Source organism: Virgibacillus salexigens (assembly GCF_000723585.1).
In the GTDB taxonomy this organism is placed as follows: domain Bacteria; phylum Bacillota; class Bacilli; order Bacillales; family Amphibacillaceae; genus Virgibacillus; species Virgibacillus salexigens.
Genome location: NZ_CCDP010000001.1, coordinates 465,412 through 488,364, shown reverse-complemented (window position 1 = coordinate 488,364; position 22,953 = coordinate 465,412). Strand labels below are relative to the sequence as shown.

Sequence of the window (22,953 nt, the reverse complement as noted above, 5' to 3'; positions counted from 1 at the left end):
CGAATATATTAATAGCAGAGACAATTTTAGAAATACACGAATATCATAACAGCATAGGTGTGGGTAAACATGAAGAAAAATGTGTATTATTTAGGAGCGATCTGTTTGCTTCTTCTAGGTATTACGCTTATTTTTATCGTAACCAGTCAATCTAAAGCAAAGCTTGATCATGTTACTATACCTGAAGAAAAAGAAGATGAGCAACAGAAACAACCGGATACCTCCTTACAGAATGATGAACAGACAAATAAAGAAACGACAAACGAAGACCAGCAGCACTTTTCCGAAATGGTAGTAAATGCAGTAGAGGAAACGATCAATTATTTTTCAAATAAAACACATATCACAGCTATTGGAGATTCTCTGACACAGGGCGTTGGTGACACAACGCAAACAGGTGGTTATCTTGGCGTACTAGATCGTGCAATAAATCAGGATGAGGAGCTTGTGTCAATTGATAATTATGGCATTCGAGGTAATCGTTCCGATCAATTATTAAAACGATTGGATAACCCAGATATCGTTTCCTCAATAAAAGATTCGAATATTGTACTAATTACGATTGGTGCGAATGATATTATGCAAGTGCTAAAGGATAATATTACGAATCTAAAACTAGAAGATTTTGTAAAAGAACGGGCAGATTACGAGCAACGATTACGAAATATCTTTGCTAAGATACATGATATAAACCCTCGAACTGAAATTTATTTATTAGGGTTTTACAATCCATTTGGTAAGTATTTCAAAGATATTAAAGAACTCGGACTTATCGTTAAGAATTGGAATGATACTGGGGAAAAAATTGCAGCTGAACAATCAAATGGATCCTTTATACCAACAATTGACTTATTTAATAACACCAATGAAGATTTATTCGCTGAAGATAATTTCCATCCAAATAATCTAGGATACAAGCGAATGGCCCAGCGTGTTTTAGATTTTATAACGAATGAAGATAAGAAAGAGGATGAATAGAAATGCCTGAACGAAGCGAGAGGAGAAAAGGAAAATGGAAGCGTTGGTTTATCGCCCTCCTTTCATTTAATATTTTTATCGTTATTGTATTATTAGCGCTTATTTTTTGGCCTGTTTCCAGTGCTGATTACCCTGAGCAAACGAATGAGCAGACAGATGATAGCTCCGAATTTATCGTACGTACAACGAAAGAAAACTTAAATGAATTGGTGAATGCGTATATTGATCAAGTTTTAAATGATACCAACCACCATTACCGGATTGAACTTGGGGAGGATGTACATTTAATTGGGGAATTGCCTGTATTTTCTTCCACTGTTCCTTTATCTGTTCATTTGGAACCATTTGTCCAAGAAAATGGAGATATTATTCTTGAGCAAAAATCAATATCAATTGGCTTATTAGAATTACCTAACCAGAAAATCATGGAGTATATTGATAAATATCTTCCGATGCCCGAATGGGTAACTGTTAATCCTGAAGATGAAGCCATTTATGTTGCTGTAACGGATATGGAATTAAAAAGTAACTTCCAAGTTGCGGTTGAGCACATTGACTTAGAGGCTAATAACTTAGCATTTAAATTCCGTGTACCCTATCAAACATTAGGAATTGAATAATAAGAATAAAAAAGCTTCGTCATCGTTGAAAACATCATCTCCCTTACAGGAGATGATTATGATGACGAAGTTTTTTTATGGATTTAACGAATAACAAATTGCTTTACTTTCGATGATATTATAAATAAAAATGATTGCTTCTGTTGCTTCATGCTATGCACACCTTGTTCAGACACTTGTTCAACCGCTGGATAGTTCTTTAATAGCCCCTCATACACTAGTTCCATTCCCGTATGATCTCTAATATCTGCAGGAGTAACAAAACAAGTCGGCTTATTTGGTTTAAAAGATGGTACATCCTTTAATACTGTTGCAACAAATTGTGAACAAAACAACGCACATTTTCGATTTATTTCAATTTGTAATAAGATACCTAGCAGCCCAATGAAATTATATCTATATTTATGTTTTTGGCTTTTTATAAGCTTTATATTTTCGATTATTTTCTCACATTCTGTCTCCGATATGGTAAAACGATAGATCGCACAATTTGCATCTCTTAAAAAATCACTTCGTATATCCTCTTCTACAAAACCACCTATAAACGGATTTTTCGGCCGCTTGCGACCAAAGCTATATACTTCAGTCAATGCTTCATCGAAACCAATGGATACATGATTTAAGGATTGTTTAGTAAAATAGTTGATGGCCTTAGACAAATTTGTCCCTGTATCTGTAAAGAGAAAATAAATCACTTTCTTTCCCAATAGACCCCCTCCCCCCAATTGATAAAGAAGCATTTTAGGTAATCCCCTTATCTATTCTACTATTACAAATAATTGCTAATTATACAAGTTCTTTTTTTATTTCTTGTGATAATATACCTATTCCTGTATAGATAGATGCTGCCCGATGTAAAATGAAATCGCAATGACAGCTAAATTAATATGTAAAGATTGACGAAAACCTTTAAATAACGTAAGCTAACCATGATTACATTTATTTTATTGGAGGAAATTAACAAGCATGATTAATGTATCTAATGTTAGTTTACGATATGGCGATAAAAAGTTGTTTGAAGATGTAAATTTAAAATTCACACCCGGCAACTGTTACGGATTAATTGGAGCTAACGGAGCTGGAAAATCAACCTTTTTAAAGATATTATCTGGTGAAATTGAACCACAGACTGGTAATGTATCCCTTTCCCCCGGAGAAAGGCTTGCTGTGTTAAAACAAGATCACTTTGCTTATGAAGAAAACCAAGTGCTTGAGACAGTTCTGATGGGTCATGAAAAACTATATGCTGTCAAACAAGAAAAAGACGCAATTTATATGAAAGGCGACTTCTCTGAAGAGGATGGTATGCGTGCTGCAGAACTAGAAGGAGAATTCGCGGAAATGAATGGTTGGGAAGCCGAGTCTGATGCTGCTGTACTTTTGAAAGGGCTAGGAATTCCAGAATCTTTACACGATAAGCAAATGGCTGAACTATCAGCAGATCAAAAAGTAAAAGTATTACTTGCACAAGCGTTATTCGGTAATCCCGATATTTTACTACTAGATGAGCCTACTAACGGGTTAGATATACACGCTATTCAATGGTTGGAAGAATTCCTTATTCATTTTGAAAATACCGTGATTGTTGTATCTCACGACCGACATTTCTTAAATAAAGTATGTACCCATATTGCAGATGTAGATTATGGAAAAATTGAAATTTATATCGGAAATTATGATTTCTGGTATGAATCAAGTCAATTAGCAAATAAAATGGCTCAAGAAGCAAATAAAAAGAAAGAGGAAAAAATAAAGGAATTACAGTCTTTCATCGCACGTTTCAGCGCCAATGCTTCTAAGTCAAAGCAAGCAACTTCCAGGAAGAAATTACTGGACAATATCACACTGGATGATATCAAACCTTCATCTAGAAAGTATCCATATATCTCTTTTACACCTGGGCGTGAAATCGGAAATGATTTATTACGAGTGGAAGGATTAACTAAAACCATTAATGGCGAAAAAGTACTTGATAATGTCAGCTTTACCATGAATAAAGATGATAAGATTGCCCTTGTTGGCAAAGATGATATTGCCAAAACAACCTTATTTAAAATCTTAATGGGAGAAATGGAACCTGATGCGGGAACATATAAATGGGGCGTGACTACGTCTCAATCGTACTTCCCTAAAGATAATGCTGCTTATTTCGAAAATAGCGACCTATCTCTAGTTGATTGGTTACGCCAATATTCACCTGAAGATGAAACAGAAACATTTCTACGTGGATTTCTCGGTAGAATGCTTTTCTCCGGTGATCAAGCATTGAAAAAAGCAAATGTATTATCAGGTGGAGAGAAAGTCCGCTGTATGCTATCTAAAATGATGTTGAGCAATGCAAATGTTCTTCTATTAGATGAGCCGACAAATCACCTTGATTTAGAATCGATTCAATCACTAAATAATGGTTTAATTAAATTTAACGGCTCCATACTATTTACGTCACACGATCATCAATTCATTCAAAGTATTGCAAACCGGCTGATTGAGATCACCCCTAACGGAATAATTGATAAAGAAATGAGTTATGATGAATACGTGCAGGATAAAGAATTACAAGACAAAATAGCAACGATGTATGCTAGCTAATTAACATAGCAAATAACTTCTGCAAAAGGGATTATTTACCCTCTGTAATAACAAAGACCCGTGTCAATCCGTGATGATGACGCGGGTCTTTTCTTACTTCATTACCCATGTATAGAGAAACATAATTGCAGCAATAGCTGTACCAATATAACAAATTAACTTGGATAGTTTTTGATATCTAACTGTGGTCATTTGGTGAGGTAATTTGGTAGAAAGATAGGTACCGATGATCCCAGCTAGACAACCAATGAGGGTTAATACTTTTGGAAAAACTGGGATAAAGGCTGAGACAATAGCTACGAGACCTAATAACAAAGGGGTGTGTTTCTTATCCAATGGAGAAACCTCCTCCTGATTTATATCCAGTATATTTGTGTTCGTGACAAAATATGTTTAGAAAACAAGTAGGACCCTCTTATGAGGAGCCGCTTTCTGCTGTAAACTCATGTGGAATCGCCCAAAGCGCGTATCCAACAACACACACAAATGCTCTGCCTTGTGCTTGGAGGTTAAGTATAAGCATGAGATAAAGGTATATTCCTCTGCTAAACACCCACTAGCTCTCTGCCCTCTTGTGAATACTTTTTAACTTTAAAAAAGAGGGTGCTCCTTTGGCACCCTCTCCTATATTACTTTACAAATTTATGACTCACTTTTTCTAGCATCTCGGCTGTCATTTTATCAATATCATACGTAGCTTTAAAATCCCATTCCTCTGCAGCTGCTGAGGAGTCAATACTATTTGGCCAGCTATCCGCAATTTTTTGTTTAAACGGATCTACTTGAAAATCCAGCTTAAATTCAGGAATATGTTTCTGGATAGCCTTCGCAAAATCCTCTGGTGCCGCTGAAATAGCAGAAATATTAAAAGCATTTCGATGCTTTAATCGGTTCGGGTCTGCTTCCATCAATTGAATAATTGCATTTAGAGCATCTGGCATATACATCATATCCATATACGTACCTGAAGCAATACAAGAAGTATATGCTTTCTTTTTGATCGCTTCATAATAGATTTCTACAGCATAATCGGTGGTACCTCCACCAGGTAAGGTTACATGAGATATTAATCCTGGATAACGAACACCACGTGTATCCACACCAAAACGATGGTAGTAGTAATCAGATAATAATTCACCTGAGACTTTGTTCACTCCATACATCGTCGTCGGGCGTTGTAGCGTATCCTGCGGCGTATGATCTTTCGGCGTAGAAGGACCAAATGCACCTATGGAACTAGGTGTAAAGAATTGCAAGTTCAATTCACGAGCTATTTCTAATGCATTCACTAATCCTCCCATATTAATATGCCAAGCCAATTTTGGATTTTCTTCTGCTTTGGCAGATAATAATGCTGCTAAATGCATGATTGTGTCGACATCATATTTATTAGCTACTTGATATAGCTGGCTTGCGTCTGTTACATCGACCACTTCAAATGGTCCTTCAGCAATGATCCCATCTGCTTCTCGGATATCTGTTCCGATTACCTGATTAACCCCGTAAATCTCTCTTAATTTCACAACAAGCTCTGAACCAATTTGTCCTAAAGCTCCTGTAACTAATATTTTCTTCATTTCTCAATATTCCTCTCTCATTCAACATACAAATTTCTAAAGTTGTGTTTAAATTACACCCAATTCTTTTCCAACTTTTTCATATACATCAAGCGCCTTATCTAACATTTCTTTTGTATGAGCGGCACTTGGCATATTGCGAACTCGGCCTGTTCCCCTTGGTACTGTAGGAAATACGATTGACTTTGCATAAACACCCTCTTCATTTAACCGTTTACTGAACGCTTGGGTGGCATTTTCATCTCCAATTACACATGGAGTAATTGGTGTTTCACTATCGCCAATATCAAAACCTAGATTTTTCAATCCTGCTTTTAAGTAATTCGCATTTTCCCATAGTTTTTCATTTAGCTCCGTGCTTTCCATTAGGATTTCTACTGCTTTCGTACTTGCAACTGCATCCGCTGGTGATACTGCTGTTGAGAATAAGAATGGGCGTGATCGCACTTTTAACCAATCGATAAGGTTAGCCTTACCTGCTACATAACCTCCAATAACTCCAATCGCTTTCGATAACGTTCCCATCTGAAAGTCAACTTTGTCTTGCAAACCAAAATGTTTAACGGTTCCTGCGCCCTTCCCAAGCACACCAGATCCATGTGCATCATCAACGTACGTGATTAGATCAAATTCCTCTGCGATTTCTACAATTTCAGGAAGCTTAGCAATATCCCCATCCATTGAAAATACACCATCTGTAATAATCATAATTTTATTATATTGGCCAGATTCAACCGCTTCTTTTGCTTTTGTTCGTAAATCCTCCATATCGGAGTGATTAAAACGGATAATCTTCGCTTTCGATAGACGGCATCCGTCAATTATGGAAGCATGGTTTAATTCATCCGATAGAATAGCATCATGCTTATCCATGACAGCCGAAATAGCTGCCATATTACAATTAAAACCAGATTGATAGGAAATTACAGCTTCTGTATCTTTAAATTCAGCAAGTCTTTTCTCTAACTCTAGATGCAGATCTAAAGTCCCATTAATGGTTCGAACTGCTCCAGCCCCTACTCCATGAGAATCGACTGCTTGCTTAGCAACTTCTTTTAAGCGCTCATCTGTAGCAAGTCCAAGATAGTTATTGGAAGAAAGGTTTACCAATGTTTTTCCACCAATATTAATTTCTGGCCCATTAGGCCCTTGGACTGGATCAATCTCATTATATAAACCACGTTCTTTTAAGTCAGCAATATTTTTATTTAACAAAGAATCTAGTGCTTTACTCGTCATTTTCGTACGTCCTCCTTCTACTATATGCAAGTTTTGTATCATGAGAAAATAAACCCTTCATTGTTATAACATATATAAACGTTCAATCCTTTTTTAGTTTAACATAAAGCATTAGAAATGTTTAATAAGAGAAGATCGCTTTGATTGTCATATTTTGGAGAAGAACTTACGAATTTGTAAGATTTCCCTTGAAAAATGTCACCAAAAACTATGGTTATTGAAAGAAATTTCTAATATACTGAGGATAGCAATAAGAGATGGAGGAATAAAAAATGAAGAAAGTACTTGTCGCCATTTTCGCTATGCTTATTATTACTTTCGGAATTTTCGGATATGTCGAAATGAATGACGATTCGAATGAAATTGTAGATGAAAACCCAAATTCGATAAAAGTCAATTCTTAATACCTTTCAACACATACTAAAACAACATGATCAACCACTTAATTATCATGTTAATAAATGTTTCAATTAAATATGTATATGTATTCCATCTTATGATTCAATCTTTTCATGGAGATGTTATATAGTTGTTCAAATATATAATGGAACGAGAGAAAAGATCTCTCGTTCCATTCTCTTCAACTATCTTTTATCATGTTTATTCAGTTATTCCACAATTGTTACATCAACTGATTTAACGCCCCAGTTCGTTGCTTCTTCTTCTGATTGAACATGAACGTCAATTTTATTTCCTTTAATTGCACTGCCGATATCAGCAGCAGTAGCATAACCATATCCCTCAACATGTACTTTTGACCCTAGCGGGATGACATTTGGATCAACAGCAATTACTTTTGCATCTGGATTCTTATTTAAATCCACGCCTGTTGAAGTAACTCCAGAGCAACCTTCACAATCAGCAGTATAAGCAGTAGCTTCTACTGAAATTGTTTTCCCCTCTGGATTCTCTTCTTTTGGTTCTTTTGAAGAAGTGTTCTGTGTATTCTTAGCTGTTTCTTTTGGTTCTTCAGCTTTAGCTTTCTTTTCTACTTTTGCAGCTGGCTTGTCATCTTGTGAGACATTAACTCCTTCGATCGTTAATTCCTGACCAATGACAATGATATCTGATTCTAAGTTGTTCCAATCTTTAAGATTATCAACCGATACATCATATTCATTTGAAATACTAGTTAATGTATCTCCTTCTTGGACTTTATATTTATCATTTATAAATAATGTTTGTTTTGGTTGAATCATAGTTGATTTTAATTCATTTATGTCTACTAGATTTTCAACAGTCGTGTTGTATTCGTTGGCAATATCCCAAAGGTTATCCCCTTTTTTCACTTCGTACTCTTCTGCTGATACAGTGGAAGCAGCAGTGCCAGCAATGATAATTCCTGTTGCGAATGAAGCTACTAATTTTTTCATTCGTACTCCCTCCTTAAATTTCTGACATTGCCTATCGTACCACAAGGGGAAGGGCAATGCAGTTACAGAAGGTTTAAGAGTCAATTACAACAATTACTAAACTACCGACTTATGTTACAAATGTAATCTTTTTGTGATAAAAGTACTAGAGTTAATTGATTTTTCATTACATTTAAGTGAGATTGACATATTAAATGGTAAATATTAACCTTTAAAAAAAGCAGTAACTCTTTATGTCTAATAGAAATAAAGAGTTACTGCTAAAACTTCATTAATTAAATAATCCTTTAAAAAAGTTACTTAATGCCTGGAACATATCGCTAAAGAAATTAGCTACTTTTTCCCAGAAGCCTTCATCTAATCCTAGTTCGTCTGCTTTATCTTTGATCGTTGATGCTATATCCTCTAATTGGTTTTTCACTTGGTCGAAATTAATATTCAAATCTCGCATTTTATCAATTAAGTCAATGAGCATTTGACGATCTGCTTCACTTAAAGAGATTTCTAATTGATCTAACTGCTCCTGAACGATTTGCTCTACTTCTTCTTTGGTTGCTGGATTTTGCTCAGCAATTGTTTTTTTGATATCCGTCAATAATTGACTTACCTTTTCCTGACTCATTCCCTCTTTTTCTGCTAATTGCGTAGCGACATCAAGCTCTTCATTCGCTAATTCCATTCGTTCCTTATCAAGTTGTTCCCCTTCAACATCATACGCTTTATAAATTCCAGTTAATGCAGAATGGCCACTTACTTTAACGGGTGAGGCAACATCTACCGTAGCATTTTCAACACCTGCAGTTAACAGGGCATTAGCATACATTTCCTTTGTTACTTCCGTTATGTTCTCTGGTGTGACAATATTAATAGTGAGTCCATTCCCGGCTTCTTGCCGAGTAATCTTCGCACTTGAATACATATTGGAATTTGGGTTTCCATTGATATAGGTCGCTGCATCTTGTCCTGAAACATCATGTTCTTCAACCATACCTCCATCTTGTACATTTAATAGTTCGCGAACCTTCGTACGTTGATCAGTAGACAACTGGGCACCATATACAACAATGGGGGAACCTAATTTCTCATTAATACTATCTGTATCACTTGCTCCACTATCTGCTTGTACAGATAAACTTATCCCAATGGTTAATAAAACAATTATCAGGCTCAGTAAGAATTTCTTCATTTTTGTTCTCCTTTTATTTGTTCTTGCTCTATCCTATGATTCATTTAAAGCAATTATCAATCATCATCATTATACCTGTTTTTGTGGCATATGAATATATTTCTTTAAAAAAATAAGCCCTCAGATGTATAAGCAAATTAGTTTCTTTTATTAAATAACTCCTATATTATTTAGGGTAGCGAAATAATTTCAAGAAGGAAGGTCTTTATCATCATTGACAATCATCCTATCGTGAAGCGGAATTTAGCAATCATGTGGTTTGCTAACTTTTTTATTGCTGGAAGTATGACGATGGTACTTCCCTTTATTTCTTTATATATTGAATCGATGGGGAATTTCTCTGATTCATATGTACAAAATTGGTCAGGGTGGATTTTTGCAATTACCTTTGTAACTGCTTTTATTTTTTCACCTATATGGGGGCGCATTGGTGATAAATACGGGCGTAAGAAGATATTAATCTTTTCTGCAGCAGGGATTGGTATTTCTATCTTATTAATGGGATTTGCTACAACCGTATGGCAATTATTCCTACTCCGATTAGTTATGGGAGTAGCTACTGGGTTTATCCCAATGTCACAAGCATTTATCTCCACCCAAACACCAAAGCATATAGCAGGAAGAGTATTAGGGACATTGCAAACCGGAAGTATTACTGGGACGTTAATGGGACCTCTATTAGGGGGAACACTTGCTGATGCATTCGGATATTCCAACACATTTAAGTGGGTTTCAATAACTGTTTTCATATCAGCTATTATCGTAATTTTAGGTGTAAAAGAATTACATTTGAAGCTCTCTGAAGATGAGCAAGATGAGCAGTCCTATACAAGAAAGCAAGTCATTCAGCATATCATAACAAACCCTGTACTATTAGTGGTCATGCTGATTTCAACATTAGTTCAAGTTGCACATTTCAGTATCCAGCCGATCTTGTCTCTTTTTGTTGCAGATATACATGGTCCAGAAAATATTGCTTTCTTTGCAGGTATCGCCTTTTCTGCAGCCGGACTAGGTAATCTTTTGATGACTAGAAAATGGGGACGTATTGGAGATAAAACAGGCTATATAAAAGTACTTATCTTTTTATTATTTATGGCAGGAATCGTTTACTTCCCAGGTGCGTTTGTCACAAACATTTGGCAGCTTGTTGTTTTGCGATTTTTACTTGGAATTTCGATCGGAGGAATTATTCCTGTACGAATTGCTTATATAAGACAAACAGCGCCTCTTTCCATGCAAGGAGAAGTACTCGGCTATAACACAAGCCTTCGTTTCCTAGGAAATATTATTGGTCCGGCACTAGGGGGAATGCTATCTGGCTTTTTCGGATTTTCAGCTGTTTTTTTCGTCACAAGTGCTTTACTAATTTTAAGTGGCTTAATTATGTTATTTTGTTGGTATAAGTACGAATACAGACCAATAAACAATCGCTCCTTAACTGCAAATAGAGGATAAGTACTTATCAAGTAAATCCAAAAGTTCGTTTCATCATTTTCTAAGTTATCGTTAGCCTATCTATCGTACCCATTGTAAGTGGTAATCAAGGGTAACAAAGTTGAGATAATTGATTATTTTTAAAGATTATGCTAAAACTAACGGAGTCACCCTTAATAGGGATTACCTTCTAAAGAAAGAAAGTGATAGCAATGGGAATAGTCGTAGTAGAGGTCTGTGACGGAAATGCAATCACTTCTGTTAATATAGAAGAAATTCTTGAAGAAGAATTTCCTGAAGTTGCTGTACTCATGAACGAATGTTTATCCTTCTGTGGCTTATGTAGGGTTAAACCTTATGCGCTCGTGAATAATAAACGCATTTTCGGTAACACGCCTGAAGAATGTTTGGATAAAATCAGAACTGCAATAAAAGAAGAACTGGCTATTTATCAATGATAGCCAGTTCTTCTTTTTATATTTATGAACATTTCCCGGGAAATATGTCGTTATTTGTTGGGTATATCTTTACAAACTAGCTCGAAAAATCTCGACCGAATCTTGTCTCGTCAATTGTTTGAAGTTACCATACGCTGGCCGAGCAATCACCGTCTTATCTGCCATCTCCTCAATACTACTTTCATCAATGGCGTAGTCAGCAAATTTGGATGGTGCTCCAATTGAGTTCCAAAATTCTCTTAATTTGTCAATTCCTTCTAAAGCTATTTCTCTTTCAGTTTTTCCGATAGGGTCTACATTAAATACTCGAACAGCTAGTTGTTTAAATCGAGATGCATTATCATCATCAAGTACATGTTTCATCCAGTTCGGAAAGATAATTGCTAATCCTCCACCATGCGGAATATCATGCACTGCTGATACCGCATGCTCTAAATTATGCGTAGCCCAATCACCTCGGAATCCCATACTTAACATGTCATTTAATGCAAGTGTACCACTCAACATAATCGTCTCGCGATAGTCATAATTCTCCAAATCCTGAAGTAGTTTTGGCGCAGTTTCCATTACAGTTAGCAAAACAGATTCACAGAAGCGATCTTGAATTGGGGTATTATCCGCTTGGTGGAAATAGTGTTCTAACACATGTGACATCATATCAACCATACCATAAATGGTTTGGTCACGCGGCACAGAAAAAGTATGCGTAGGGTCAAGAATCGAGAATTTAGGACTAGTATATGGAGATCCCCACCCATGCTTTTCATTTGTTTCCCAATTCGTAATAACAGAACCACGATTCATTTCTGAACCAGTCGCTGCCAATGTAAGTACAGTACCAAATGGAAGCGCATCTGTAGCATGTGCTTTTTTCGTCACAATATCCCACATATCAATATCTGTTTTGGCTCCTGCAGCAATGGCCTTTGTACAATCGATTGTACTTCCTCCACCAATTGCAAGTAAAAACTCAATACCTTCCTGTTTACAGATTTCTATCCCTTTACGTACTGTAGAAATACGAGGGTTTGGCTCAACTCCTCCTAATTCAAATATATTTGCATCGATCTCTTTTAGTTTTTCAACGACATTATCAAAAATTCCGTTTCGCTTAATGCTTCCTCCACCATAGACAAGCAGAACTTTTCTTCCATATTGGTCCACTTCTTTAGGAAGCTTATCTAATTGGCCTTTTCCAAAGATAAGTTTCGTAGGATTATAATACGTAAAGTTTTCCATTTGATAAACCTCCTAGGCGTTCGTATATACCGTTACATCCATTTCTACAAGTGCATGCTTTGGCAATTGACTAACCTCAATTGTAGCTCTTGCTGGATATGGTTCCGATAAATAGCTGCCATATATTTCATTTATTGTTGCAAAGTCTTCCATCGATTTCAAATAAATTGTAAATTTAACTGCTTTTGAAAAATCCGTACCCGCTTCTGTTAGGATAGCTTGAATATTTGTTAGTACTTGTTTCGTTTGCGCTTCGATCCCTTCCACAATTTCTCCAGTGTTCGGGTCAATTCCCACTTGGCCAGATACATAAAGAAAATCACCTGCTTGAATTGCTTGTGAGTATGGCCCCAACGCTGCCGGAGCTTTATCTGTATGAATTGCTTTTGTCATACGTATTCCTCCTCTTTATTTATAATTAATCATAACATGTTTGAACTTTACTCTTCTGCTAATTTGTTTCTATATGTAATAACTGATTTTACATAATAGATATCCCCATAGCATGCATCTATTTCTTTGGCTTCATCACGAAGACATCGATACTTCTCTTTATCTGGGTCATTTGCATACATTTCTTGAGAAAAAGTTATGGCAGCTTCTTGTGAATAGTCTTTTTCCTTATCGTGTATATATTGAATAAACCCTTTACCGAAATTATAAGATTGAACAGCAAGCTTTATATCCCCATTTGCTTCCTCTAGCGTTTGAGAAAAATAAGAGACTCCTTGTTTTATAGAAAGCTCCGGATCTTTAATACATTCACGCTCCCCACAATAGCTTTCAGAAGCTTGCATTGGATCCTTCCCACGTCCACCTGATTCCTGCATCATCATCCCGAGGATGGTATCAACATGTTCTGTTACACCATAATCTGCAGCATACTTTTCCACTAGCGGACGGTAATCTCTTACTTCTTCACTAATCACTGGTTCAGCTATTTGCCTCGTAGATTCCTTGTGTCCTTGTGTGTTTAGCAAGGAGATTCCAATAAAAAGAACGGAGAACAGGAATGCTATAAATAGAGTTTGCTTGATAGCTCTATAAAACTTCTTTTTGTATGTCATCATCATCTATTCCCTTAACATAATAATAATTAAACCGCCGACAATAACGCCGTATATCATATGGGCACCAACCCAGTATAGAAACGCTTCTCCATCAAATAGATTTGGCGTACGTGGAGAGAATACGGTAGTCGTATACAATACTGTTCCTATGAAACTACTACAAAAGAAATAAGCAAGGATATTTCGAGATTGATTCATTTGTAGTAATCCGATATACAGCATTGGTACTAATAAGATGGAGACAAGTAAATGAAGGATCACTTCCCCTAATTCATCAAAAGACAAGTCTTTTAAAACTGGGATATAATCAACATTTAAAAGTAATGTATATACTTGTTTCTCAGTAAAAGCTTGGATGAGTTTTACAGCAGCTATACCTAGTCCTGCAGCCGCTCCAATAATAGTTAATGTTATCCATCTCATCTTCCTATCTCCTTAACCACTAGTTTAAAATGAATTATTCCTGAATTAAAGTTTTATTACTTAATAAGATGTACAACATTTGAACTTGTCCATTTATTTGACTACTATCAATTTCAATAGATGTTTGTTATTATTTTATTTGAACATCTCGAAATACTTCGGTAATAAAATTGACTACTCTGTTAAATGTCGTGTAAAACATTTAAATATAAATTCGACTCTTCTATTAATTCAAATCTTTGACCACAGCTGAGGAAATTAAACTATAAAGTAATACACTTACTCTTTTAGTCGTTATCAGCTTTTAAATCAATTAAACCAATAAGGAAGAAATAATAAAACTGTTTTAACTGAAAAAGATGATATAAACACAAATTACGAGAGTATATTGGTATTTTATTAAAAACCTACCTCTAATAATACTACTTGATAAAGGGTTAAGAATAGTTGAGCATTCTAATGGTAATAATTTCCATATTATAAATGATATGTTAATCAAATATTAGCGTGTAGAGAATATTGTGTAGAGTAAAAGTTACTTTTTATTCCTTTAAGAGGGACAGGAATAAACCAAAATTTTGGGCTTTAAATTCCTGAATCCCAGATATAAAAAGGACGTTCAATTAACGTCCTCTTCTGGCGCTTAATTAAACACATTCCTAAAAAGATAAAACAGTTAAATTGTTTTAACAAAACATATTTTAAAGTTCCATTTATTAAGACGAAAACTATTTTCGGTAAATTCTTAGCGTTCACAAAACAAACAATTTCCATATTTTTATTTGCCTACCATACAAAACTTCCGAAAAGTTGGCCATACACCTTTAGTAGCATAGGGGGAAGAGGAAAAGAATACTCTAAAAAGGAGTACACCAGCATTTTGACAATTTACAATTAACTATATAAATTGCTATCAGCCTTTCAAAATTTCACTAAAAAATAGAAAAAGGTAGCTAAAAGCTACCTTTTTCTATGGACATTAACTTCAATTACCAATTAGTTAAATCTATATCCAGGTAAATGTGAGCTTGATGAATACATAACATTTTCCTCCGAGGCCACGTACGTAAAATGCCCTCCCGCTCCAAAATCTGGTGTTGGATCGGTGACATATGTACCTAACGCTCCCCCTGAATAAGGTCTACCATTATATACAATAGAGGCTCCACACACACACTTAGCCATAGTTCCAAGTGTTATTGCATTTATATTTGTACCTTCATATTTTACTGTGGCAGTATTTTTCGGATACATTTGATGGATCCCGTATACAGCACACGGAGCGACTTCAGCATGTGTTTCTTTTACAAAATTAGGCATTAAAAAAAACACACCAAAAGTAAAAGAAATAACTATCAATAATTTAAAAATACTACTCTTAGTTTCTCTCAAATTACCACACTCCTTTATTTTGCTAAACTGATTCTATCTTAATACAATAGGTGTTCTTTATCAAAATAAACCCAATATTTAAATAAATTATAAAAGGATATTAATAATCCTATTTTCATATTTTTAGAATACTTTCATGATAACCATAGACGAGGTAGCAACGCGAAATGAACATAGAAGAATCAGGGAATTTTGCCAAGGATGTTTTAAATGATATTTGGAGTTACAATCTCTATATTGCGGATTTTGAACGAAAGGCAAACGCAATTTAACCCGTTGAGTAAGTTGAAAATTAGTATGGTAAGTTGTAAGGCTATCTGGTATTATTTAAAAGTAAATAAAATTCAAAAAAATTAAGGGGTGTCAACAATCGGCAAAAAAGTTTTAAGTATTATAATTACCTTATTGGTGTTAATAAGTTTAAGTTTGGGATTGTCGTATTATACCAATTCAAATTTCTTCGATTATGCATTTTTTGTTGGATTAATTGTTACGATTATTATTTGGTTTTTTACTTCAAAAGGTGGTGTCACATCACAAAATATGGATGGTACTGTTCAAGGAACAACGGGCGTTAAAGCTACTGAACATCATAAATTTGAATTTTCACTAAGCCCATCTTTTGTTACGTCTCTTATATATACTTTTATTACTTTTGCTATAATGCTTTATCAGTATAGAGACTATATATAAAATAAATTTTGTTCTTATGGTGCTCAATCATGATTTCTTAGTAATTTCATGTTAAATTATGTCCGAATTTATTGCCAAAATAATGGCAGTTTCCATGCCATGTAATCCTTGAATTCTAAATAAGCTAAATTTGTCGTATATTGGTTATAGGGATTAACCTCCTCCAGTCCTTCGTATGTTTTAGTCAAGTCAATTTCTTTTCAAAATGGATAACCTTTTAATTTCATCAACTACAATTTATAATTTATTTTTGATCTTTAAGTGAAACAATAAATTTTTTACTATTCTAGTGATATAATGACTATAACTCATGAAGTTATTAAAATGATTCTTCAAATATTCTTGTTAATATTTCATATTTTTGAATAAAAGGAAGTCGATAGAAATGCTTAAAAATATCTTGATTTGGATAAGTGTAACTCAATTATTAATCATCTTATTTGCTTTTATTTTTTTTAATCAAATTGATCTTTTATCATATATAAATGTTGCTTTTATCATAGGTTTATTTCTTATTTTAACTTCATTAACCGGCTATGTAATAAAAGGCCGATTTTTTGATGTTGTTTTTTACAGTTTTCAACATGTATTCAGCAAAATAAATGATAAAGAAAGACGTCCCTTATCCAAACTAGTCCCCCAAAATTATTCAGCTATGTTTATAGCGGGGTTAATTACAATATTACTGATGCTCTATTCCCTATTTTTGTACAAAAATTAAGATTATCCCAAATCACCTTACTCTTTCTTTACTTCAAATTATTCTTCTTGGTAAATTCACTGTTTCACACATATTAACTAGTGAACGTTTAAAACGGGCAACACGTAATGCATTGCCCGTTTTAGACTTATAACCAATAGTTTTATAAATCCTTATCAATTATATTTATATTCTAACTTGTACTGTTTAAATTCCTCTTCTGAACAATAAATAAAATGCCCTGGGGCTATTTCTCGCATAACTACTTCATCATTCTCTTCATAATGATGCATATCAGCGTCATACGAAATACGAGTACGTGATCGTTCATAATCAGGATCAGGAAGAGGGATTGCAGAAAGTAAAGATTTAGTATAAGGGTGCATTGGATTGCGATACAAATCTTCAGCTGGTGCCAGTTCAACTAACTTCCCAAAATACATAACACCTATGCGATCACTTATATACTTTACCATGGATAAATCATGAGCAATAAATAAAAAGGTTAACTGTTTTTCCTTTTGCAACTTTCTTAATAAATTGACCACTTGAGCTTGAATTGATACATCCAAGGCAGATATCGGTTCATCTGCTATAATAAACTCAGGTTCTACTGCTAAAGCTCGTGCAATACCAATTCTTTGTCTTTGTCCACCAGAAAATTCATGTGGAAATCGAGTAGCGTGTTCACGATTTAGACCCACCGTTTCTAAGAGAGCATAAACTTTTTCCATTCGTTCTTTTTGAGAATTTGCAAGTCCATGAATATCAATACCTTCTGCAATAATCTCCGATACTTTCATTCTAGGATTTAATGAAGCATACGGATCCTGAAATATCATTTGCATTTTTCGGTTAAATTGTTTCAATTGTGTCTTTGATTTTTTTCCGTGGACATTTTCTCCCTTATAAAGCACTTCACCATCCGTAGCATTATATAGACGAATCATAGTCCTTCCTGTAGTTGATTTACCACACCCTGATTCACCAACCAGACCTAAGGTCTCTCCTTTGTAAATATCAAACGTTATACCATCTACGGCTCGGACTTCTTTAGGTTTTCCAACATTAAAATACTGCTTCAGGTCTTTTACTTCAATTAGCTTTTCTGTTTCAACCACATCATTTCCCCCCATTTAAAGATCCGACTTGTTTTTGGAATTTATTCCATCTTTCCTTAACAGCCAACGGCGGATCTACTTTTGGTGCATTTGGGTGAAGTAACCAAGTAGCAGCATAATGAGTGTCTGATACTTTTAACATAGGTGGCTCCTCTTCTAAATCTATTTTCATTGCATATGGGTTCCTGGGTGCAAACGCATCACCTTTAGGTGGATGCAACAAGTCTGGTGGAGTACCTGGAATTACATACAATTCTTCTTCAGTGGTATCTAGACTAGGCATGGAACTAATTAACCCCCATGTATAGGGATGTTGAGGATTATAAAATATCTCATCAACTGTACCGACCTCAATTATTTTTCCGCCATACATTACTGCAACACGATCAGCAACATTAGCAACTACACCTAAATCATGTGTGATAAAAATAATAGACGTCTCAATTCGTTTCTGTAAATCTTTCATTAAATCTAATATTTGTCCCTGAATTGTAACATCCAAAGCCGTTGTTGGTTCATCGGCAATCAATACCTTCGGTGCACATGCAAGGGCAATAGCTATAACAACACGTTGCCGCATACCTCCCGAAAATTGGTGCGGATATTGTTTTATACGAAGCTGTGGTTTAGGTATTCCCACTAAATTTAATAGCTCTATTGCACGATGTTTTGCTTCTGTTTTATTTAGCTTACGGTGTTTTAGCAAGGGCTCCATAATCTGATTTCCAATTGTCATTGTTGGATTAAGAGAAGTCATCGGGTCTTGAAAAATCATTGATATGTCTTTTCCACGGATTTTTTGCATTTCCTTCTCTGGAGCCTTTACGATATCTCTGTCATTAAAAAGAATTTCTCCTGATTTTATTTCTGAGTTAGCAGATAATAACTGCATAATTGACTTAGTAGTTACTGATTTGCCTGATCCAGATTCACCTACTATTGCAAGTGTCTCCCCCTCATATAAATCAAAATTCACACCTCTAATCGCCTGCACTTCCCCAGCGAATGTATGAAAAGATATATTGAGATCTTTTACTTCCAATAATTTATTCAAGTTGATTCACCTCAATTATTAATCGCGCATTTTAGGATCAAATGCGTCACGTAATCCATCACCAATTAAATTACATGTTATTAAAATAATACAAATTACAATACATGGAATGATCATCAAATGAGGTAAAAATTGGAATGTCTTATAGCCATCCTCAATTAGTGTACCTAAAGATGCTTCCGGTGCTTGTAACCCGATTCCAATAAAACTTAGAAATGCTTCAAAGAAAATAGCGCTTGGAATTGTAAACATCGTATTTATAATGATTACACCTGATAGATTAGGTAATAAGTGTTTAAACAATAATCTACCATTCTTTGCCCCTAACGTTCGTGAGGCGAGTATATATTCTTGATCTTTCAATTTAAGTACCTGCCCTCTTACTACCCGGGCCATCCCAATCCAACCTGTTATTACCATGGCTAATGTTATAGACAGTATTCCTGGTTTTAAAATTAACAACATAAGAATTACAACAATTAGGTTTGGGATACCGGACATAACCTCCAGTATTCTCTGCATAATGTTATCTACTCTGCCACCTTTAAAACCTGAAATTAGCCCATAGATAACACCAATTAGCATATCAATAACAGCTGCTAAAAGCGCTATATAAAGAGATATCCTTGTACCTAACCAAGTACGAGTGAATAAGTCACGACCAAGGCTGTCTGTTCCAAACCAGTAATACTCTTCAATATTAAGATCCTCATATTTATTCGTTTCTGTGCCACCAATTTCTTGACTACCGTCAAATATACCCCAATTCTCTAATACCGGAATTCTAGGTGGTAGATTAGCCCTGGTTACGTCCTGCGCGTAACCATCATGTGGTGATAGATAGGGTCCAATAATAGCCATTATGACTACAAATAGTAAAATCACAAAACTAATTACTGCCCCTTTATTTTTTCTAACACGTAACCATGCGTCTTTAGTGAATGAAAGTTGTGGTTTAGCAATTTTCTCATTGTCATAGCTATTTTTTGGAGCGGGCTCAAATTGATGCTTTGGTATATCTTCGATGGTTTTGCTCATGACTTATCCCCTCCATCTAATCGAATTCTTGGATCAATTATTCCGTATAAAATATCGATTATTAGAATAATCACCGTTAATAAAAATGCGAAAAATAAAGTTGTTCCCATAATAATTGGAAAATCATTTGTTTGTATCGATTTTACAAACTGCTCACCAATCCCAGGAATAGCAAATATTTGTTCGACTACCATGGAACCAGTCATTAATCCAACCGCCATAGGGCCCAATACTGTAATTAAAGGAATTAACGCATTTCGAATGGCATGTTTAAATGAAACTTCCATTCTTGAATTTCCTTTAGCCTTGGCTAAAGTAATATAGTCGGAACCTAAAACTTCTATTAGTTCAGTTCTCATGAAGCGCGCAGCAGTTGCAATTGGAAAAATCGCTAATGCGAGGGTTGGCATAATTGATGAAGCAAAGCCATTCCAAGAAGCAACCGGTAGTAATTCAAGCTTAACACCGATTATATATTGCAATAAAGCTGCAAAGACAAAAGAGGGAATCGATTTACCTAATACCGACAAAAAGGTACTTCCATAATCAATCCATGTATTTTGAAACATAGCAGCGAGTACACCAAGCAAAATACCTATTATTGTTCCTATAAACATCGCTTGAAAACCAAGCTGTAGTGACGGGCCAATACGATTTGCTAATAAATCTGTTACTGGCTGATTATCGAATTGAAAGGAAACACCTAGATCCCCTTTAACAATGTTAAACATATAATTTGCATATTGAACTGGAATTGGCTCGTCCAACCCATACTTCTCATTTAATAATTCACGCTGTTCAATTGATAATTTCTCTTCATTTTGAAATGGGGTACCAGGCAAAAATTTCATTAAGAAAAATGTCACAGAAGATATAATAAATAACGTAATAATTAGAAAAATTATACGTTTCCCGATGTACTTTAACATCCTGTTTTTCCTCCTAAATACAAATAAATAAAAAGATTCTAATAAATCTATCAAAACGGGAAAGAGAGTATTTTTCTAAATACTCTCTTTCTAGATTTTTTATTTTTATTTGTTTAAATTACTACTTTTCAATTGTTACGTTTTTCAGAGTGTAATCAGGTCCAAACAAGTGTTCCTCTAAACCTTTTACATGTGGTTTAATCAGTGTAATTCTACCACGCTGATAAATAGGAGCAACTACAGTGTCTTCTTGTACCAATAATTTTTCAGCTTCCAACATTGCTTCCCAGCGTTTAACAGGGTCATCTGCATATTTAACTTTCGCATCATTTATTAACTCATCATATTTTTCACTTGAGTACCCGGTATTATTATTACCTCCATCGGTAACGTACAAGTCAAGAAAGGTCATTGGATCCAAGTAATCTGGGCCCCAGCCATGCATAACAATATCATAATCTTGTTTAGTCACAGTGTCTAAACGAACTTTAAATGGAACATTTGTTAACTCCACCGTTAATCCCTCTAGGTTTGTTTCCAACTGATTCTTGAAATACTCGGCTGTTGTTTTGGCGTTCTCGGTATCATCACTAAGGTAATCTAGCTGAAGTTCCTCAACGCCTAATTCTTCTAAACCTTTTTCCCAGTATTCCTGTGCTTTCTCTACATCATATGATATTAAACTTCCACTTTCTTCTCTGAAATCCTCACCAGTTTCAGGGTTATTTGCCAGCCCCGTTGGTACATAACCATCCGTTGGCACAGAACCATTAGCTAGTACGGTTTCTGTAAATGACTCTTTATCATATGCCATTGCTATTGCTTTACGGATATTCTTATTTGCTAACGGAGTTTCTTCTCCATTACGAACCTGATTAAATTTAAGGTACCATGAACTTCCTTCTTTAAAGGTAGCAGCATATTCACTATCTTTGTATTGTCTAGCGTACTCAGCGCTTAGAGCCGCTGTACGGTCTACTTTGTCTGTCTCAAACAAATTAACTGCTGTACTTGGTTCTTTAGACACTTGGACATTTACCTCATCTAAACTTACATTTTCATTGTCCCAATAATTTTCATTTTTCACGTATTTCCAAGTTAAGCCTGAACCATTCCACTCAGTTAATTCAAATGGACCATTTGCCAGCATATTGTCGCTATTAGTACCAAAATCATTCCCTTTTTCTTCTACAAACTTTTCATTTAACGGGAGATAAGTACCGAATGCAAGTAAAGATTTTAAGTATTCCACCGGTTGTTCTAAAGTTAACTTTAATGTAGAATCATCTACTGCTTCCACACTTAATTCCTCTGGGTCTTTTTCTCCATTCATAATTTCTGTTGCATTTTCAATAATTCCAGAAAACATATAAGCATATTGTGATCCAGTATCAGGATTTACTGCTCTTTGCCAAGCATACACAAAATCATTTGCTGTTACTGGGTCTCCATTAGACCACTTTGCGTCCTCACGCAATTTAAACGTATAAACTGTTCCATCTTCGCTTACTTCTGGCTCTCCATCTGCCATGGCAGGAATTGGCTTATCATCCTTATTCAAAACATAAAGCCCTTCCATTGTTTGCCCAAAAACTATGAAACTGGCAGCATCCGTTGCCAGTGCAGGATCACCAGTTGGAATTTCTTGCGTTTCTATCATATTAAAGACTTGTTTACTAGAAGAATTATTATTATCCTCACTATTACTGCTATTGTCCCCTTCTTCGTTACTACTACTTGAGTCTGATCCTCCACTACAAGCAGATAGTACCATTGCTGCAATTAGGAAGAAGGCAACAATGAAAAAATATTGTGACTTTTTCATGTAATACCACCC

The 22,953-nt window shown here is 35.2% G+C and carries 23 protein-coding genes; 7 read left to right on the top strand and 16 right to left on the bottom strand.

Annotation, left to right across the window (positions count from 1 at the left end; translation table 11 throughout):
• Positions 1 to 69: 69 nt before the first annotated feature.
• Together BN990_RS02345 and BN990_RS02340 are read left to right on the top strand one after the other, a co-directional pair.
• Positions 70 to 978 carry an SGNH/GDSL hydrolase family protein gene (locus BN990_RS02345; RefSeq protein WP_038242104.1) on the top strand — a complete coding sequence of 303 codons (909 nt, stop codon included), beginning with the start codon at positions 70 to 72 and terminating at the stop codon, positions 976 to 978.
• Between the two features lie 2 nt (positions 979 to 980).
• Positions 981 to 1,598 carry a YpmS family protein gene (locus BN990_RS02340; RefSeq protein WP_021289911.1) on the top strand — a complete coding sequence of 206 codons (618 nt, stop codon included), beginning with the start codon at positions 981 to 983 and terminating at the stop codon, positions 1,596 to 1,598.
• Between the two features lie 83 nt (positions 1,599 to 1,681).
• On the opposite strand, the gene BN990_RS02335 is transcribed toward BN990_RS02340, so the two are convergent.
• Positions 1,682 to 2,305 carry a hypothetical protein gene (locus BN990_RS02335; protein WP_021289912.1) on the bottom strand — a complete coding sequence of 208 codons (624 nt, stop codon included), beginning with the start codon at positions 2,303 to 2,305 and terminating at the stop codon, positions 1,682 to 1,684.
• A gap of 259 nt (positions 2,306 to 2,564) precedes the next feature.
• Here BN990_RS02335 and BN990_RS02330 point away from each other — a divergent pair, with 259 nt between their 5' ends.
• Positions 2,565 to 4,187, top strand: coding sequence for an ABC-F family ATP-binding cassette domain-containing protein (locus BN990_RS02330; protein ID WP_038242102.1), 1,623 nt, complete (start codon positions 2,565 to 2,567; stop codon positions 4,185 to 4,187).
• Positions 4,188 to 4,280: 93 nt separating this feature from the next.
• Here BN990_RS02330 and BN990_RS02325 read toward each other — a convergent pair whose 3' ends face one another.
• From BN990_RS02325 to BN990_RS02315, 3 genes are all read right to left on the bottom strand, one after another.
• Positions 4,281 to 4,523, bottom strand: a complete 243-nt coding sequence (locus tag BN990_RS02325) for a hypothetical protein (protein ID WP_021289914.1) — start codon at positions 4,521 to 4,523, stop codon at positions 4,281 to 4,283.
• Positions 4,524 to 4,816: 293 nt separating this feature from the next.
• On the bottom strand, positions 4,817 to 5,764 hold the full coding sequence (locus BN990_RS02320) for an NAD-dependent epimerase/dehydratase family protein (protein ID WP_038242099.1): 948 nt from the start codon (positions 5,762 to 5,764) through the stop codon (positions 4,817 to 4,819).
• A gap of 48 nt (positions 5,765 to 5,812) precedes the next feature.
• Positions 5,813 to 7,003, bottom strand: a complete 1,191-nt coding sequence (locus BN990_RS02315) for a glycine C-acetyltransferase (protein ID WP_021289916.1) — start codon at positions 7,001 to 7,003, stop codon at positions 5,813 to 5,815.
• Positions 7,004 to 7,275: 272 nt separating this feature from the next.
• On the opposite strand from BN990_RS02315, the gene BN990_RS23330 reads away from it, so the two are divergent.
• Positions 7,276 to 7,407: a hypothetical protein gene (locus BN990_RS23330; protein ID WP_021289917.1), complete on the top strand. Its 132-nt coding sequence runs from the start codon at positions 7,276 to 7,278 to the stop codon at positions 7,405 to 7,407.
• 204 nt (positions 7,408 to 7,611) lie between these two features.
• On the opposite strand, the gene BN990_RS02310 is transcribed toward BN990_RS23330, so the two are convergent.
• Both BN990_RS02310 and BN990_RS02305 read right to left on the bottom strand, forming a co-directional pair.
• Positions 7,612 to 8,376 carry a 3D domain-containing protein gene (locus tag BN990_RS02310; protein ID WP_038242097.1) on the bottom strand — a complete coding sequence of 255 codons (765 nt, stop codon included), beginning with the start codon at positions 8,374 to 8,376 and terminating at the stop codon, positions 7,612 to 7,614.
• 271 nt (positions 8,377 to 8,647) lie between these two features.
• Positions 8,648 to 9,562 (bottom strand): DUF1002 domain-containing protein, encoded by a 915-nt coding sequence (locus BN990_RS02305; RefSeq protein WP_038242094.1) that lies wholly within the window; start codon positions 9,560 to 9,562, stop codon positions 8,648 to 8,650.
• 252 nt (positions 9,563 to 9,814) lie between these two features.
• Here BN990_RS02305 and BN990_RS02300 point away from each other — a divergent pair, with 252 nt between their 5' ends.
• Positions 9,815 to 11,020, top strand: coding sequence for an MFS transporter (locus BN990_RS02300; protein WP_038244755.1), 1,206 nt, complete (start codon positions 9,815 to 9,817; stop codon positions 11,018 to 11,020).
• Positions 11,021 to 11,211: 191 nt separating this feature from the next.
• Complete coding sequence (locus tag BN990_RS02295) at positions 11,212 to 11,457, top strand: YuzB family protein (RefSeq protein WP_021289926.1); 246 nt, start codon at positions 11,212 to 11,214, stop codon at positions 11,455 to 11,457.
• Between the two features lie 69 nt (positions 11,458 to 11,526).
• Here the strand turns inward: BN990_RS02295 and BN990_RS02290 are convergent, their stop codons facing one another.
• The 5 genes from BN990_RS02290 to BN990_RS02270 form a co-directional block, all read right to left on the bottom strand.
• Positions 11,527 to 12,696 carry an iron-containing alcohol dehydrogenase gene (locus BN990_RS02290; protein ID WP_038242091.1) on the bottom strand — a complete coding sequence of 390 codons (1,170 nt, stop codon included), beginning with the start codon at positions 12,694 to 12,696 and terminating at the stop codon, positions 11,527 to 11,529.
• Positions 12,697 to 12,708: 12 nt separating this feature from the next.
• Positions 12,709 to 13,089 (bottom strand): RidA family protein, encoded by a 381-nt coding sequence (locus tag BN990_RS02285; RefSeq protein WP_038242078.1) that lies wholly within the window; start codon positions 13,087 to 13,089, stop codon positions 12,709 to 12,711.
• Positions 13,090 to 13,136: 47 nt separating this feature from the next.
• Entirely contained in the window at positions 13,137 to 13,766 is a 630-nt protein-coding gene (locus BN990_RS02280) for a lysozyme family protein (RefSeq protein WP_232620871.1), read from the bottom strand.
• Positions 13,767 to 13,769: 3 nt separating this feature from the next.
• A complete protein-coding gene (locus tag BN990_RS02275) occupies positions 13,770 to 14,189 on the bottom strand; it encodes a hypothetical protein (RefSeq protein WP_038242076.1) in 420 nt (139 codons plus the stop codon).
• Between the two features lie 996 nt (positions 14,190 to 15,185).
• A complete protein-coding gene (locus BN990_RS02270; protein WP_038242074.1) occupies positions 15,186 to 15,581 on the bottom strand; it encodes a hypothetical protein in 396 nt (131 codons plus the stop codon).
• A 1,078-nt stretch (positions 15,582 to 16,659) separates the two neighbouring features.
• Here BN990_RS02270 and BN990_RS23550 point away from each other — a divergent pair.
• Positions 16,660 to 16,995, top strand: coding sequence for a DUF3899 domain-containing protein (locus BN990_RS23550; protein ID WP_038242068.1), 336 nt, complete (start codon positions 16,660 to 16,662; stop codon positions 16,993 to 16,995).
• A 155-nt stretch (positions 16,996 to 17,150) separates the two neighbouring features.
• Here the strand turns inward: BN990_RS23550 and BN990_RS02255 are convergent, their stop codons facing one another.
• From BN990_RS02255 to BN990_RS02235, 5 genes are all read right to left on the bottom strand, one after another.
• Complete coding sequence (locus BN990_RS02255) at positions 17,151 to 18,095, bottom strand: ABC transporter ATP-binding protein (RefSeq protein WP_232620872.1); 945 nt, start codon at positions 18,093 to 18,095, stop codon at positions 17,151 to 17,153.
• 1 nt (position 18,096) lies between these two features.
• Positions 18,097 to 19,149 carry an ABC transporter ATP-binding protein gene (locus BN990_RS02250; RefSeq protein ID WP_038242062.1) on the bottom strand — a complete coding sequence of 351 codons (1,053 nt, stop codon included), beginning with the start codon at positions 19,147 to 19,149 and terminating at the stop codon, positions 18,097 to 18,099.
• Positions 19,150 to 19,167: 18 nt separating this feature from the next.
• Positions 19,168 to 20,187 carry an oligopeptide ABC transporter permease gene (opp3C, locus tag BN990_RS02245; protein ID WP_038242059.1) on the bottom strand — a complete coding sequence of 340 codons (1,020 nt, stop codon included), beginning with the start codon at positions 20,185 to 20,187 and terminating at the stop codon, positions 19,168 to 19,170.
• A complete protein-coding gene (gene opp3b, locus BN990_RS02240) occupies positions 20,184 to 21,116 on the bottom strand; it encodes an oligopeptide ABC transporter permease (protein ID WP_038242056.1) in 933 nt (310 codons plus the stop codon). The genes opp3C and opp3b overlap by 4 nt, the downstream gene beginning before the upstream one ends.
• Positions 21,117 to 21,237: 121 nt before the next feature.
• Positions 21,238 to 22,941 carry a peptide ABC transporter substrate-binding protein gene (locus BN990_RS02235; protein WP_038242053.1) on the bottom strand — a complete coding sequence of 568 codons (1,704 nt, stop codon included), beginning with the start codon at positions 22,939 to 22,941 and terminating at the stop codon, positions 21,238 to 21,240.
• Positions 22,942 to 22,953: the final 12 nt, after the last annotated feature.